The organism is Micromonospora humida (assembly GCF_016901255.1).
Classification (GTDB): Bacteria; Actinomycetota; Actinomycetes; order Mycobacteriales; family Micromonosporaceae; genus Micromonospora; species Micromonospora wenchangensis.
The window spans coordinates 179,585-193,177 of the sequence record NZ_JAFEUC010000013.1; the positions used below are offsets into that span (position 1 = coordinate 179,585).

Consider the following 13,593-nt stretch of genomic DNA (forward strand, 5'->3'; position numbering starts at 1 on the left):
GTACGGACGCGGGCGGGCAAAGGTTCGACGGTACGGCGTGCGGGCCGGCGGCGGAGGGCCGGTTGCCTCTACAGTGACCGCACTTCCCGCATCAAGGAGTGCACGTGTCCGAGCCGGAACCGACGTCAGACTCCCCCGGGGGCAGCCCGCCGCCCGAACCCCCGCCCGCCGGCGGGATGCCGTACCTGTTGACCATGTCCGCCCGGGACGGGATGCCGCCGGCGATCAGCTGGCCCGGTCGGGCGGACGAGCCCGGCTGGGCCATTCCGGTCCAGGTCCCGGACGGCACCCTCGGGTACGCGATCTTCCTGCCCCTGGTGCCGGCGACCACCGACACCCCGACCGGTACCGCACCACCGGTGACCTCGGCCGGGCCGGCGGCAGCCACCGACGGGCCACCGTCGGCCACGGCAGCGGCCGGCGCGGCACCGGCCGGCCCGGCGACACCTGCGGGGACGGCGACCGGCGCGGTGGCAGCGGCCCCCGCGACGGCCGGTGCCACGGAGGACAGCGCCACGCCAGCCGGTGCCACGGAGGGCAGCGCCGCATCGGCCGGCGTCGCGAAGCCCGGCTCGACGAAGGCCGCCCCGACGACGACCGACCCGGCAACGCCCGGCCCGACGGCGGCCGAGGTGGCACCGACCGGCCAGGCGGCGGCCGACGCGGTGGTAGCCGGCGGGTCCGGCCGGTCGGTGGGCGTGCCGGCACCGCGTACCGCGGCGGGCTCGGCGGACGACGCGCCGACCCCGACCGGCCGACCCGCCCCGGTCCCGGCCACCGCCCCGGCAACGCCCGGCCCACAGTCCGGTCCGGGTCGGCCCGTACCCCCCGGCAAGCAACCGCCCACCGGGGCCGGCGTGCCCGCCCCCGGCCGGCCGGGGCCCGGCGGGTTCGGTACCGACGGACGACCGGTGCAGTGGGGTGGGCCACCCGGGGCCTGGGCCCCGGTCCCGCCCCCGCCGTCGTTCCTGAGCACCCGGTGGCCCGGTCCCGCACCCGCCACCGGCTGGGCGGTGCCGGCGGCGGTGCTCGCCGGGGCGTTGGGCGTGGCGTTCTTCGTCCCGCTCACCCGCACCGGCATCGGCTGGTTCCTCGGCTGGCTGATCCTCACCGTCGGGGTGGTCGCGGCCGTCCGGCGCAACGCCGACACGCTCACCCGCACCGACCGGCTGATCCGGGGCGGCTGGGCGGCCGCCGCGCTGGCGCTGCTGGCCGTGCTGGCGTTCCGTAACGCCTGGTGGCTGGTGACCTTCTGCGTCCTCGGGGCGCTGGGCTGCGCGACGTTGGCGATCGTGGGCGGAAGACAGGTCCGGTCCATCCTGTTCAGCCTGGTCGCGGCCCCGTTCGCGGCGCTACGTGGGCTGCCCTGGGTACGGCGGCACGTGACCGCCACCGGCGGCGGCCAACTGGTGCCCCGGGTCGTCGGCTCGGTCGCCGCCACCGCCGTGGTGCTGCTCGTCTTCGGGCTGCTGCTGTCCTCCGCCGACGCCGCGTTCGACCAGGTGCTCGGCGCGGTGGTGCCCGAGGTCAACGTGGACACCGTGTTCCGCTGGCTCTTCCTGGCCGCCGTCGGTGGGTCGATCGCGGTCGCCGCCACGTACACCCTGGCCGCGCCGCCGGACCTGTCGACCGTCGACCGGGAGGGTCGGCGGCGACTGGGCATCCTGGAGTGGGCGCCGGCCATCGCCGCCCTGACGCTGCTCTTCGTCGGTTTCGTCGCGGTGCAGTTCACCGTGCTCTTCGGCGGTCAGCGGCACGTCCTGCGTACCGCCGGCCTGAGCTACGCCGAGTACGCGCGCAGCGGGTTCTGGCAACTCACCGTGGTGACCCTGCTGACCGTGGCCGTGCTGGGCGGGGTCAGCCGCTGGGCGCGGCGGGAGAGCCGGGCCGAACGGGTGCTGCTGCGGGCCCTGCTCGGGCTGCTCAGCGCGCTCAGCGTGGTGATCGTCGTGTCGGCACTGTCCCGGATGTACACCTACCAGAAGGTCTACAGCTTCACCGGGGAACGGATCTTCGTGATGGCGTTCGAGCTGCTGCTCGGCGCGGTCTTCCTGATGGTCCTGGTGGCGGGCGTACGGTGGCGGGGTCGCTGGATTCCCGGCGCCACCGTCGGGCTGGCCGTGGTGATGCTGCTCAGCCTGGCCGTGCTCAACCCGGAGGACTACGCGGCCCGCCGCAACATCGCCCGGTACGAGCAGTCCGGCAAGATCGACGCCTGGTACCTGCGGGCGCTCTCCGCCGACGCCACCCCCGCCCTGGCCGACCTGCCGGACCGGATCCGCCGCTGCACGCTGAGCTGGATCGACGACGACCTCGCCGAGCCCGACCCGTGGTACGCCTGGAACCTGGGCCGCACCCGGGCCCGTGCGGAGTTGCAGCGGCTGGGCCCGCGCGCGGTCGGCGGGCAGAAGGACTGCAAGGCCGCCGACCAGTTCGACCTGCCGAAGACCCGGCGCACCCCGCGCTGACCACCCTGCGCCGCCCGGCCCCGGTTTCCGACCCGGGCCGGGCGGACCTCGCTGCCCGGCCCGGTTGCCTGCCGGGGCCGGGCAGCGGCGTCAGGGTGGCGGGCGGCGACTCCACCCCGGCGGGCAACCCCCGGTGCCGGACCCCGCGTGACTATCTCGACAAGGGGATCGGAGGCCCGGATGGGTGATCGCGACACGGCGTTCGCGGCGTACTTCGCGGCACGCTCGGAGGCGATGCGCGGCACCGCGTACCTGCTCTGCGGCGACTGGCACCGGGCGGAGGACCTGGTACAGACCGCGTTCACGAAGCTCTACCTGGTCTGGAACCGGGTGTCCCGGCACGAGGTGCTCGACGCCTACGTACGCCAGATCCTGGTGCGGACCTTCCTCGACGAACGACGGCGCGGCTGGTGGCGGCGGGAGCGGGTGGGTGGCGAGCAGACCGACCGGCCGGCACCGCCGGACTCGCCGGAGAACCGGCTGGTGCTGCTCCAGGCGCTGGCCGCCGTGCCGCCGCGCCAGCGGGCCGTGCTGGTGCTCCGGTACTGGGAGGACCAGTCCGTCGACGAGACCGCGGCGGTGCTCGGCTGCTCCACCGGGACGGTGAAGAGCCAGTCGGCGCGCGGCCTGGAGACGTTGCGTGGCCTCCTGTCCCCCACCCTCAGCGGCACCCGGAAGGGACAACCATGAACGGCGAAGAACTGCGTGAGGCACTACGGGCCGAGATGGCCGCCACCGCCCGACCACCGTCGTTGAGCGTGGACACCGCGCTGCGGACCGGCCGCCGGGCCCGGGTACGCCGTCGTGCCGTCTGGGCCGGGGCCGGCGTGACGGCGGCGCTGCTCGCGGTGACCGGGGTCGGGGCGGTCGGCGCGGCCGGCTCCGGGGGGTTCACCCCGGCGGCACCGGGCGTCGGCCCCGTCCCGCCGCCGTCGGTGCACGACACCAAGCCGGTGTGGCCGACCGGCCCGGACGGCCAGCCTCAGGAGGACCGGACGGCACGGGCCGGCACCCGGTACGACCGGGCGGCCCGGCTGCTCGACGACCTCGTCGCGGTGGTGCCGGCCGGCTACACCGTGCCGTCGGACCCGGCGAACCCGCCCGCCGGCCAGCCGCCGTCGCGCGACCACCAGGCACAGTTCGACGACAGGGTGGACGGCGTCGAGGTGTGGAGCTACACGTCCTCGGCCACCGTCCGCCAGGGCCAGCGGACGGGCCGGTTGCTCGTCGAGGTGCACAGCGCCGGCAACCGGCTGCCGGCCGAGCCGTGCCCACTGGCCCGACAGTTCTGGGTCACGGCGGGCGCGTGCGAGGTGGTGAACGTCGGCACGACGCGGATCGGTGTGGTGGTCCGCGCCGCCGCCGACGACCGGTTCGACCAGTGGGCGGCGTACCAGCATCCGGACGGAACGGTGGTCTTCGTGGCGCAGTCCCGACGGCTCGGCGACGGGCAGCCGGAGCTCGCCGCCCTGCCGTTCACGCCGGAGCGACTCGCGGTCCTCGCCACCGACAGCCGGTTCCACCTGCGCTGAGCACGGTTCCCCGGTCCGCCGGCCGGACCGGGACGGCCCGGTCGCGGCGACAGGGTGCCGTCGACCCGGACGGGCGCGGGCGGCGGGCCCGGTCGCGGCGACGACGCGGCGGTACGGTCAGCGGCCGGTGCCCGCCGCGCGGATCGGCTGGGCCCGCCACCCGGCCTCGTCCCGGGGCGGGTGCGGCGGGCGGGCACACAGGACGTACGACTCGGGGGCCATCGCGCCGTGCCGGCCGCCGAGCGTGGCCATCACCGCCGCGTGCAGTTCCCGGGGGCCGACGCGCGGATCCGCCGGGGCGGCGTACCCGACGAGCGACCGGGTGCCGCCGGGCCCGCCACGCAGGACGATCCGGGCGGTCGGGTCGCCGGCCGCGGCCCGGAGCACCTGTTCGCTGGCGGTGACGTCGATCCAGGCGGCGTCGATCTCCACCCACTCCGGGCCGCGCACCACCGGGTCGAGGTCGACGAGATCGCCCAGCCGGGCGAGGTCGACGTCCCGGTCGGCGGCGGTCAGCAGGATGCGCTCCATCGACCACAGCAGTGCCGCGGCCTCGTCGGTGCTCACGTGCCGGACGTCGTGGGTGAGACCGACCACGACGGTGGGCCTGGTGTGCAGGATGGTGAGCCGGACCGGGTCGGTGGTGGTCGCGTCCAGGCCGCTCTCCACCTCGGTCCCGTGCACCGGTGCCCCCGCCCGCCCGTCGAAGACGCCGCCCCGGGTGCTGCTCATGTCGTTGATCACCAGGTCCCGGTGCCGCTGGCAGCCCCGCTGGGAGCCGATCGACTGGACCGACTCCTCCACGGCGGTCGCGTCGAAGTAGGCGTACTGGTAGGCGTTGAAGATGGCCAGGTGGGTCCGGCGCAGGGTCTCGTGGAACGACGGGGCGGGACTGAACGGGACCAGCGCACTCTGCGCGATGCTGCCGACGAAGTTCTGCATCCGGGGCAGCGCGCGGTTGCTGTAGAGGGCCTCCAGTGCGGCCAGTTCGGTGCCCGTCCACCAGGACAGCAGGGTCGCCGTGGTGGTGACGAGAACGCTGGCCGGGGTGACCCTGGTCCGTCTGGCGACCGCGTCGATCGCCTCGGCGACCGGCCCGGAACGCAGGGTCGCGAGGCGGAACTCCGGCGGCCCCTCCCGACGGGCCGGCACCGAGAGCAGGCAGGGCGGGATGGTGTGCAGTTGCTGCCGCCAGTAGGCGAGGGTCCTCGCCATCCGACGCCGCGCCTGCGGGGTCCGCTCGTACTCGGCCTGGTCGGCGGGCTGCCAGACCGGGGGGCCCACCGTGCGGTCGGCGGGGGACGCGACGAGCCCGACGAGTTCGTCCAGCACGAGGTTGGCGGTCACCAGGTCCGCGACGGCGTGGGAGAACTCGAAGACGGCCCGGACGGGCACCCCCGCGTCCGTGGTCACCGCCATCCGGACGGGGAACTCGACGCCGTGGTCGAACGGGCGGGGCGGATCGCTGATCCAGGTCCGGTCGTACGCCCCGGACCCGAGTTCGAGCAGCAGCAGGTCGACGTGCCCGTCGCGGGTCACCACCTGGGCCCGTTCCACGCCCGGGCCCACCTCGTACACCGTGCGTAGTCCCTCGTGGCGGGAGACCAGCACGCCGACCGCCGCGCGGACGTCGTCGACGGTACGCCCGGCGGGCAGGTCCGCGTACCCGACGAACACCGCGCCGCTGCCCTCGTACGGCAACCAGTCGAACACGTTGCTCTGACCGTGGGGCATCGGCCACCGGCCCGAGCGGAGCCCGGCGAAGGGCACCCGCACCGTCCGTACGGCGGTCGACGTCTCGGCTGTGGTCATCTGGCTACCCCCGGGTCGGGACGGATCGGGCGGACACGGGACCGGTCACTCCCGGCGACCGGGCACCACGCCGCCGGGCACCGCGTCCCGGTCGGCTGCCGGTCCGCCGGCCGACGCCGCGTCCCGGTCGGCTGCCGCGTCCCCGTCGGGTGCCGGGTCGGCGTCGGTGGCGACGGGTTCCGGGGCCGGCTTCGGGTGGGTCAGCAGGCGCAGCCCGGCCAGCAGGATCACCAGCGACAGGACGGCGAGCAGGAGCCGGTGGTCGACGACGACGATGAGGGCGGCGGCGACACCGATGGCCGCCGTCTGCGGGATCGTCACCAGCATCCCCGCCGTGGTGAAGGCCCGCCCCAGCAGCCGCGACGGGGTGTGCCGCTGTAGCAGGGTGTTCCAGCCGATCGAGAACCAGGTGACCGCGAGCCCGATGCCCACCGCCCCGCCCAGCACCACCGCTGTCGCGCCGACGGCCAGGGCGGCGCAGCCCACCCCGAGGCCGATCAGGGCGCCGCCGATGGCCCTCGCCTCGCCGACGCGGCGCAGCAGCCACGCACCGGTGAAGCCGGCGACGATGGAACCGATCCCCTGGACACTGACGATCACCCCGAAGAACGCCGCCGGCCGGTGCAACCCGTCCTCGACCACCACGAAGATGATCGGTTCCAGGAAGCCCACCGCCCCGAACGCGACGGCGCTGACCACGGTGACCTGGGACAGCAGCGGAACCGACCGGATGTGACGCAGGCCGGCGAGCAGTTCGGTGCCGAACCGTTCCCCGCTGCGTTCCGGTGGCGACTCGACGACCCGCACCGTGGCCAGCGCGATGATGGCGGCGAGGAAGGTCAACGCGTCGATCAGCGCCAGCAGGTGACCGCCGAACGCGGCGTAGATGCCGGAACCGACGAGTGGCGCGAGAATCCGGGTGAACCCGAACAGGGTGCCGAACGCCGCGTTGGCCGAGCCCAGGTCACTGTCGGGCAGCAGGTCCTTGAGCAGGGCGTTGCGCCCCGCCATGAGCACCGTGGCGACACAGCCGTGCACGATGGCGACGCCGTAGATGATCCAGGTGTGGTCGGCGGTCCGGACCAGCAGCAGCGCCAGCACCGCCAGCCCGGCGATCGCGTTGGTCGCCATCAGCAGCGGCTTGCGGCGTACCCGGTCGATCTGCCGTCCGGCCAGCGGGGCGAACAGCACCGGCAGGCCCATCGCCAGGAACACGGCACCGGCGGCCGAGTTGCTCCCGGTGAGGTCCTTGACCCAGATGCCGAGGGCCAGCAGCAGCGCGGTGTCCCCGAAGCCCGACAGGGCGTCGCCGACGTACAGCCGACGGAACCGGGCGTCCCTGAACGCGGTCACTCAACTCAGCGCCTCTCGGTGGTTGGTGGCACGGCCCACGGGTTCCAGCCGTACCTGCAGGTGGCGGTAGCCGTGGACCAGGTTGGAGCGCAGCGGCACCGGCTCGCCGACCACGGACACCGAGTCGACGAACTCGGCCAGCGCGAGCAGCAGCGCCCGCAGTTCCAGCCGGGCCAGCGCGGCCCCCAGGCAGTGGTGCGGGCCGTAGCCGAACCCCAGATGGTTGGCCGGGCGGCCGGGACGGAACTCGTCGGCCGCCGCGAAGTGCCGGGGGTCGCGGTTGGCCGCCGGCAGCCAGGCCACCACCGCCTCGCCGCTGGCCACCCGCTGACCGGGCAGCTCGACGTCCTCGGTGGCGACCCGCAGCACGTGCATCGCGGGTGAGGTCCACCTGATGACCTCCTCGACGAGCGGCCCGACGAGGTCCGGGTCGGTGCGCAGCCGGTCCAGGGTGCCGGCGGCGGTGGCCAGCGCGTGGAAGCAGCCGGCGATCGCGTGCCGGGTCGTCTCGTTGCCGCCGACCAGGACGTTGTCGCAGTTCAGGAGGACCTCACGCAGGTCGAACCGGGGGTCACCGGCCAGCGCGCTGATCAGGTCGTCACCCGGGCTGCGCCGCCGCTCGGCCACCAGGTCGGCGAGGTAGAGGATCATCTCCGAGTGCGCCGCGTCCGGGGGCATCCGGTCGAAGGAACTGTCCGCGCCGCCGAAGGCGTGGCTGGTCAGCTCGATCAGCATGTCCCGGTCGGTCGCCGGCACGCCGAGCAGGCGGCAGACGACGCTCGCCGGGATCACCGGCCCGAGGGAGGCGGCGACGTCGAGGCCGCCCGCCGACACGGCGTCCGCGACGAGCTGGCGGACCTCCTGCCGGACGGTGTCCTCCAGCGACTCGGCCATCGCCCTGGACAGGAAGGGCATGATGACGCTGCGCAGCCGGGTGTGCCGGGGGCCGTCGGCGACCACCAGCATCCCGCCGCCCGCCTTGTCGGGGTGGTCGCGGTCGAAGCCGATCATCATGCCGTACTCGGAGGTGAACGCGGCCTTCGGTGCCAGCACCGCGCGGCACCCGGCCAGCGAGAAGACCGACCAGAAGCCACCCGGTGAGGTGCCGGCGTCGCTCCACAGCACGGCGTCGTCGGCGGCGTACCGACGCCACCTGGCGAACCGGCCGGGGTCGAGGTACAGGTCAGGGTCGCCCAGGTCCATCGCCGTTCCCCCTCTGCTCGGTCCGCACCAGGTCGGCGATCTCCCGGGCCAGGTCGGCGAAGGACGGCCGGCGGAACACGGTGACGATCCGCAGGTCGACACCGAACCGCCGGTGCACCGCGCCGACCAGGTGCAGGGCCTTGATCGAGGTGCCGCCGAGCGCGAAGAACTGGCTGTCCGCGCCGAACTCCGTCACCCCCAGCAGGTCCCGCCAGATGTCGGCGAGCCCGGCGGCGACCGGGTCCCCCGGCGGGGAGGCGGCGTCGGGGACGGGCGGGTCGGCGGGGACGGGCGGTTCCGGGTCCGGGTCACGGCCGAGCGCTGCCAGCAGCGCCGCCCGGTCCACCTTGCCGTTGGGGGTCACCGGCAGGGCCGGCAGCCGGTGGCACCGCGCCGGCACCATGTAGGGGGGCAGGTTGGCCCGCAGGAACTCCCGCACCTCGGACGGCTCGGCCGGGCCCGTCGACACGGCGACGAGTTCCACCGGTTCCGCGTCGGTGACCGCCACCACCGCGTGGTCACCCACCTGCGGGCAGTCGCCGAGCACCCGTTCCACCTCGCCCAACTCCACCCGGAACCCACTGATCTTCACCTGGTCGTCGCGGCGGCCCAGGAACACCACGTCCCCGTCGGGCCGCAGCCGCACCAGGTCGCCGGTGCGGTAGAGCCGCTGGCCGGGCGCGTCGGCGAACGGGTCCGCGACGAACGCCGCGCAGGTACGCCCCGGATCGCCCACGTAGCCGTCGGCCAGCCCCTGCCCGCCGACGTACAGCTCACCGGTGCCGCCGGGGGTGACCGGGGTCAGCCGGTCGTCGAGCACCCGCAGGTAGCCGCCGTCGATCGGGCCGCCGATCGGGATGACGCCCCCGTCCAGGTCGGCGGGGACGACCTCGTGCGCGGCGGAGAAGGTGGTGTTCTCCGTCGGCCCGTACGCGTTGACCAGGTGCTGCGGCGCACCGGCGGCCAGCATCCGGCGGATCTGCGCCAGCGCGTACTGGTCGCCGCCGATCAGCAGCACCCGGAGCCGGGCGAAGGCGTCGGGCACATGCGTGACGATCGCGTTGAGCAGGGCGTTCGTGGTGAACATGACGCTCACCCCGGTCTCGGCGAGGAACCGCCCCAGCCGGTACGGCGACAGGGTGACCTCGCGGGGCACCACCACCAGCGTCGCGCCCGCACACAGCGCGCCCCAGATCTCCAGGGTGGCCGCGTCGAAGGCGGTGTTCGACAGGTGCGCGACGACGTCGTCCGGCCCCAGCCGCAGGAAGTTGGAGTGCGGCACCAGGCGCAGGATCGCCTCGTGCGGCACCACCACCCCCTTCGGCGTACCGGTGGACCCGGAGGTGTACATGACGTACGCCGGGTGCCGGACCGTCACCGGGACGTGCGACGACCCGACCGGTCCGGAAGCACCGGCCGCCTCCACCGCAGCACCGAACGCCCCGGGCAGCTCGATCGTCGGCACCCCGGGCGGCACGTGGTCCTCGCGGCCCCGCTCGCACAGCGCCAGCCGCACCCCGCTGTCCCGCCCGATCGCCCGGCTGCGGGTCGGCGGCTGGGCCACGTCGACGGGCACGTACGCCGCCCCGGCGCGCAGCACGGCCAGGAACGCGGTCACCGCGTCCGCGCCCCGTGGGGCGACGACCGCCACCCGGTCCCCCGGTCGTACGCCCGCCGCGACGAGCCGCCCCGCGAGGCCGGCGGCGGCGGTGTCCAGCGCGCCGTAGCTGAGCTCCCGGTCGCCGTGCCGGACCGCGACCGCCTCCGGGTGGGCCCGCGCCCGCAGCGCCACCACCTCGTGCACCGGCCGCTCGGCGGGCTGACGGACGTACCCGTGGGCGACCGCCGGTGCCACCGACGGTCCCGACGCCACCGGGGTGTCCGGGGCGGCGCTGAGCCGGGCGAGGTCGGCCAGCAGGGTGGCGTGCAGTTCCCGCGCCCGCTCCGGGGTGAACAGGTCGGTGGCGACCTCCAGGGCGGACGTCGCCGACGTCGTCCCGGTGGTGACGGTCCACAGCAGCTCGAACTTGGCGGTGCCGGTGGACAGCACCTCCCGCACGGCCGGTGCGCCGGCCGGCGCCCAACGCCAGTCGCGGTCGTCGACGTGCGAGATGCCGACCTGGGTCAGCGGGTTCCCGTCCGGCCCGGCGGCGTCGGTCAGCTCCGCCACCAACTCCTGCAACGGCGTCCACTGGTACGCGAGCGCCGTACTGACCTGCGCACGGACCTGGGCGACGAGGTCCCGGAAGGTGGTGTCGGCGTCGATCCGGGCCCGGACCGGCAGGACGTTGACGAACATGCCGACGGTGTCCTCGTCGTCCACCGTCCGCCCGCCGAACGGTGCGCCGACCACCACGTCGGACGCGTGGGTCGTACCCTCGGGCGCGGCGACCCGGCTGAGGAAGGCCGTGTAGGCGGCGAGCAGCACCATGAACTCCGACGCCGCGCAGTCCCGCGCCAGGTCGGTCAGCCGGGTGACGAGCGCCGGGTCGAGCGGCGCGGTCATCACCGCGCCCGCCGGGCCCACCACCCCGGGTCGGGGCCGGTCCGCCGGCAGCGCCAGCCGGCCGCCCAGCCCGGCGAGCTGTTCCCGCCAGTGGGCCAGCGACTCCGCCGCGTCGGGCTGGTTGGCCAGGCCCCGGCGGCGTACCGGTGGCAGCTCCCGGGCGAGGCCGACCCGGGCGCCGTACGCCTGCTGGAGCTGGCTGTCGAGCAGGTCCAGCGAGTGCTGGTCGGCGATCAGGTGGTGCAGGGTGAGCAGCAGCACCGCGCGGTCGCCGGGCTCGGTGACCAGGCAGGCGCGGGCCAGCGGCGGCACGTCGGTGGGGACCGGGCGGCGGGCCTGCGCGTCGAGGTGCCGCCGGGACTCGGCGGCGGCCCGGTCCGGTTCCTCGCCGGACAGGTCGACGACCGTCCACGGCAGTGTGGCGGCCGTCCGGACCAGTTTCCGCCCGTCCGCCGGGAAGCAGGTCCGCAGCGCCTCGTGCCGGTCCACCAGCTCCTGCAGGGCGGCGCGCAGCGCCTCGGCGTCGACCGCACCGGCGAACTCGTACCGCACCGGGACGCAGTACAGCGGCGAGTCCGGGTGCAGCCGGTCCAGGAACAGCAGCCGCTCCTCGGTCGGCGAGACCGGCACCCGGCGGGCCGGCGGCGCGAGCCGGGCCAGGTGCGCCACCAGGTCGACCGGCCGTCGGTAGCGGAACAGCAGGTCCATCTCGACCGGTACGCCGATCCGCCGACGCAGTTCGAGCGCCACCTCCACGGCCTGTAGGGACTGCCCGCCGAGGTCGAAGAAGTCGGCGTCCGGGGCGATCTCCGCCCGTCGGAGCACCTGGCCGAAGGCGGCCCGGACGATCTCCTCGTACGGCGGGGTGTCGACCGCCGCCGGCTCGTGGTCGACGCTCACGCGGGCCCCCCGGCGGTGCGGCGGACCAGGTGGCCGTCGAGGACGAGGGCGTCCAGGGTGGACCGGGCGAAGGTGGCGACCGCCTCGGCCGGGGTCCGGACGATGGGCTGACCGCGCAGGTTGAACGACGTGTTGACCAGCACCGGCAGCCCGGTCCGCCGGCCCATCTCGCGCAGCAGCCCCCAGAACAGCGGCGCGTCCTCGCGGTGCACCACCTGCACCCGGGCCGACCCGTCGACGTGCGTGACGGCGGGCAACCGGTCCCGGTAGGGCGCCCGGACGCCGGTGACCATCAGCATGTGCCGGAACGCCGCCTCCGTGCCCGGCGGGATGTCGAAGTACCTGGCGGCGTCCTCCACCGGCACCGCCGGGGCGAACGGGCGGAACTCCTCGCGCTGCTTGACCACCGTGTTGAGGTGTTCGCGCATGGTGGGCGAGCGCGGGTCGGCGAGGATGCTGCGGTTGCCCAGGGCACGCGGGCCGAACTCCATCCGGCCCTGGCACACCGCCACGGTGGCCCCGCCCTCGATCAACGCGACCGTCTCGCGGACCAGGTCCGCCTCGGCGTACCGGCGGATCTCGAAACCCGGACCGAGGTCCCGCAGCGCCGCCGCGACGTCGTCGGCGGTGCACCCGTCCCCCCAGTACGGCATCCGCATCCCGGTCGGCGTCGCCGGCCGCGCCTCGCGCAGCGCGGCCAGGGCCGCCCCGAGCGCGGTGCCGTCGTCCCCGGAGGCCGGTTGGACGAACACCTCGTCGAAGAGGCCGCTGCGCAGGATCACCCCGTTCGCCGAGCAGTTCAGCGCGACCCCGCCGGCCAGGCAGAGCCGACGCAGCCCGGTGCGGCGGCGGTACTCGGTCAGCACGTGCAGCAGGGTGCGTTCCAGCGCGTCCTGCAGGGCGGCGGCCACGTCCATGTGGTGCTGTCCCAGCTCCGCGTCGGGCTCGCGGGCCGGCCCGAGCTTCTCCTCCAGCCGGCGCAGCACCCCCTGGTGCGTCTCGCGTTCCATCGGGGACTTGTTGGCCGACAGCAGCGGTACGGCGTACCCGCCGTCGGGGTCGAGCCGGACGAACTCGTCGAGGGTGGCCCGGTAGCGCTGCCGGTCGCCGTACGGGGCCAGGCCCATCACCTTGTACTCGTCCATCCCGGGCTGGAAGCCGAGATAGTGGGTGAAGACGCTGTAGAGGATGCCCAGCGAGCTCATGATCGGATAGCTGCCCTGCGGGTCGAGCACCGCGCCCCGCCCCGCGAACACCGTCAGCGACTCCTGCTCGCCCATGCCGTCGGCCACCACCACCAGCGCCTCGTCGAACCCGCTGAGGTAGTAGCTGCTGGCGGCGTGGGCCACGTGGTGCCCGACGTGCACGAACCGGGGTTCGCCGACGGCCGGCGGGTAGTGGGCGGCGAAGACCTCCCGCTGGACGCGCTGCGCGTACACCTCCTCGTACCAGCGGGTGGAGAGGTGGTCGAGCTGCCAGACCGGGGACGGTTCGTAGCGGAAGCCGTGCGCGACGACCGCGACGTCACGCATCGTCGCCCCGGCCGCCCGCAGGCAGGCGTCGATCGCGTCCCGGGGGAAACGGCCGGTGCCCTTGTCGCCGTCGTAGCGTTCCTGGGCGGCGGCGGCGATCACCCCGGTCTCGTCGACCAGCGCCGCCGCGGAGTCCAGGCCCTGGACGATCCGTTGTTCCCGCCGCCACCCGTCGCCGAGTATCGCGCGCTTGAGCGCCGTGCCGCGGTCGAGGCCGCTGAATCCCAGCGTCAGCATTGTCGTCAACCTTCGTTCGCAGGGGTGGGGTCGGCCGACGGACGGCCGCT

The 13,593-nt window shown here is 74.9% G+C and carries 8 protein-coding genes; 3 read left to right on the top strand and 5 right to left on the bottom strand.

All coding sequences use genetic code 11. The features are described from left to right. Positions 1-104 precede the first annotated feature (104 nt). From JQX11_RS24435 to JQX11_RS24445, 3 genes are all read left to right on the top strand, one after another. Complete coding sequence (locus JQX11_RS24435) at positions 105-2,468, top strand: DUF4153 domain-containing protein (protein ID WP_307826342.1); 2,364 nt, start codon at positions 105-107, stop codon at positions 2,466-2,468. A gap of 180 nt (positions 2,469-2,648) precedes the next feature. Then, on the top strand, positions 2,649-3,158 hold the full coding sequence (locus JQX11_RS24440; protein ID WP_204927293.1) for a SigE family RNA polymerase sigma factor: 510 nt from the start codon (positions 2,649-2,651) through the stop codon (positions 3,156-3,158). Next, positions 3,155-4,000, top strand: coding sequence for a hypothetical protein (locus JQX11_RS24445; RefSeq protein ID WP_204927294.1), 846 nt, complete (start codon positions 3,155-3,157; stop codon positions 3,998-4,000). Before JQX11_RS24440 ends, JQX11_RS24445 begins: the two co-directional genes overlap by 4 nt. 117 nt (positions 4,001-4,117) lie before the next feature. Here the strand turns inward: JQX11_RS24445 and JQX11_RS24450 are convergent, their stop codons facing one another. From JQX11_RS24450 to JQX11_RS24470, 5 genes are read right to left on the bottom strand one after another with little or no spacing between them, the layout of a single operon-like run. After that, positions 4,118-5,812 carry a condensation domain-containing protein gene (locus JQX11_RS24450; protein ID WP_204927295.1) on the bottom strand — a complete coding sequence of 565 codons (1,695 nt, stop codon included), beginning with the start codon at positions 5,810-5,812 and terminating at the stop codon, positions 4,118-4,120. Between the two features lie 45 nt (positions 5,813-5,857). Then, positions 5,858-7,165 carry an MFS transporter gene (locus tag JQX11_RS24455; RefSeq protein ID WP_204927296.1) on the bottom strand — a complete coding sequence of 436 codons (1,308 nt, stop codon included), beginning with the start codon at positions 7,163-7,165 and terminating at the stop codon, positions 5,858-5,860. Continuing rightward, positions 7,166-8,368 (bottom strand): cytochrome P450, encoded by a 1,203-nt coding sequence (locus JQX11_RS24460; protein WP_204927297.1) that lies wholly within the window; start codon positions 8,366-8,368, stop codon positions 7,166-7,168. Continuing rightward, positions 8,349-11,774, bottom strand: coding sequence for a non-ribosomal peptide synthetase (locus JQX11_RS24465; RefSeq protein ID WP_204927298.1), 3,426 nt, complete (start codon positions 11,772-11,774; stop codon positions 8,349-8,351). Before JQX11_RS24465 ends, JQX11_RS24460 begins: the two co-directional genes overlap by 20 nt. After that, a complete protein-coding gene (locus JQX11_RS24470; RefSeq protein ID WP_204927299.1) occupies positions 11,771-13,543 on the bottom strand; it encodes a carbamoyltransferase family protein in 1,773 nt (590 codons plus the stop codon). Before JQX11_RS24470 ends, JQX11_RS24465 begins: the two co-directional genes overlap by 4 nt. Between the last annotated feature and the right edge of the window lie 50 nt (positions 13,544-13,593).

Coding starts and splice junctions, on each gene's coding strand:
- JQX11_RS24440 (WP_204927293.1), top strand. CDS start 2,649: ATGGGTGATCGCGACACGGCGTTCGCGGCGTACTTCGCGGCACGCTCG.
- JQX11_RS24450 (WP_204927295.1), bottom strand. CDS start 5,812: ATGACCACAGCCGAGACGTCGACCGCCGTACGGACGGTGCGGGTGCCC.
- JQX11_RS24460 (WP_204927297.1), bottom strand. CDS start 8,368: ATGGACCTGGGCGACCCTGACCTGTACCTCGACCCCGGCCGGTTCGCC.
- JQX11_RS24445 (WP_204927294.1), top strand. CDS start 3,155: ATGAACGGCGAAGAACTGCGTGAGGCACTACGGGCCGAGATGGCCGCC.
- JQX11_RS24470 (WP_204927299.1), bottom strand. CDS start 13,543: ATGCTGACGCTGGGATTCAGCGGCCTCGACCGCGGCACGGCGCTCAAG.